We start from the raw sequence: 1,646 nt of genomic DNA on the forward strand, positions 1-1,646 counted from the left end.
GGGAGGAGGGGCGCGCTAGCTCGAAGTCCGCTGATCCGGTATCCGCAAGTCGTCAGTGACAGTTGCTGACAGTTTCGACGGCCGTCCCAACGGGGGCGGCCGTCGTGCTGTCGTGCACGGTATTTCAACTGCTGCCGAGAGGGACGAGAACGACGTGTCCATGACCGAGAGAACAGCACCGGCGGCCCCCGAAGTCCCGGTGTCGGCGCCGCGCATCCGCGACGTCGACGCCCTGCGCGGCTTCGCGCTGCTCGGGATTCTGTTGGTCAACGTGCAGGTGATGGCGGATCCGTATATGGGTCAGGGGCCGTACCACTCGGTGGGGGAGAGGGTCGCGGCGTGGTTGGTGACCGCGTTGGTCAGCAGTAAGTTCTATCTGCTGTTCGCGTTCCTGTTCGGATACAGCTTCACGCTGCAGGCGCGCTCGGCGGAGCGGGATGAGGCCGGGTTCGCGGGGCGGCAACTTCGGCGGTTGCTGTGCCTGTTCGTGCTGGGCGTCGCGCACGCCGTGCTGCTGTTTCCCGGCGACATCCTGATGACGTATGCGGTGCTGGGGCTGGTGCTGTTCGCCGCACGCGGTCTGGCCCCGCGGAGGGCGATGTGCGGTGCGGTCGGGCTCGTTGTCGCCCTGGCTGTCCTGCTGCTCGGCAGCGGACTGCTCGCCCTGTCCACCACCGACACCCCGGCGCCCGAGGCGGCCATCGTCACAGCGGCCCATGGGGGCGATCCGGTGTCCGTCGTGCATGCCAATCTGCGCCAGTGGCATGAGCTCCTCGCCGGGGACGTGCTGTACGCGCCGCACATCCTCGCGGCCTTCCTGGTCGGCCTGGCAGCGGGGAAGCGGCGGCTCCTCGCCGAGTTCGGCCGATATCGCGCGCAGACCAAGCGGCTGGTCACCTACGGACTGCCGCTCGGGCTGGCGGGAGCCCTCTGCTCGGCGCTGTGCCGGAACGGGCCGCTGGACGCGCGCTGGTACGACATCGGTGCGGCCGTCGGCGTCGTCACCGCTCCGGCCCTGACCGCCGCGTACGGCTGCGGGCTGCTGCTGTTGCTGCGTACGCGCCACGGCCGGCGGATCGGCACCGTGCTGGCCGCCGCCGGCCGGATGGCGCTCACCAACTATCTGACGCAGTCGCTGGTGATGGCGCTGGTCTTCACCGGTTACGGCCTCGCGCTGTACGGCCGCGTCGGCATGGTGGCCGTCCTGGCCGGGTGCTTCGTGCTGTACGCGGCTCAACTGGCGCTCAGCGTATGGCTGATGCGGCGGTTCCGGCGCGGGCCGGTCGAACGGCTGCTGCACACCGTGACCCGGGGGCGCAGCGCCGTTTGACCGAGCGAGCGCTGATTACGGCGCCGCTTGCCGGTGCCAGCTGAGCTGGTCGTCGGGGATGCCGGGGATCGCGGTGCCTGCCGCGTTGCCGGTGTCGGTGTTCTCCGGGGCCCCTGTGTGCTGGGGGCGGTCGATGTTCTCCGCGTATGCCGGGTCGCTCGCGTATGCCGGGTCGCCCACGTACCCCGGATCGCCCACATATGCGGCGTCCCCCGCATACGCCGTACTCCCCGCATACGGGTCGTTCTCCGGGTACGCGAAGTGGTCGACGTACGCGCCGTGCTCGACGCCGACCCCGAAGCCGGGGGGTGGGCCC

The 1,646-nt window shown here is 70.3% G+C and carries 1 protein-coding gene and 1 pseudogene; one reads left to right on the forward strand and one right to left on the reverse strand.

The features are described 5' to 3' along the window. Positions 1-160: 160 nt before the first annotated feature. Positions 161-1,330, forward strand: a complete 1,170-nt coding sequence (locus ITI46_RS34355; protein WP_209243967.1) for a DUF418 domain-containing protein — start codon at positions 161-163, stop codon at positions 1,328-1,330. Between the two features lie 15 nt (positions 1,331-1,345). Here the strand turns inward: ITI46_RS34355 and ITI46_RS34360 are convergent. Then, a pseudogene (locus ITI46_RS34360) lies at positions 1,346-1,646 on the reverse strand (hypothetical protein); the annotation flags it as partial.

Source organism: Streptomyces oryzae, from assembly GCF_017676365.1.
Taxonomy (GTDB): Bacteria; Actinomycetota; Actinomycetes; order Streptomycetales; family Streptomycetaceae; genus Streptomyces; species Streptomyces oryzae.

What these genes read in the sequence shown, in the direction of transcription:
- ITI46_RS34355 (WP_209243967.1), top strand. Translation starts at nt 161, where the DNA reads ATGACCGAGAGAACAGCACCGGCGGCCCCCGAAGTCCCGGTGTCGGCG.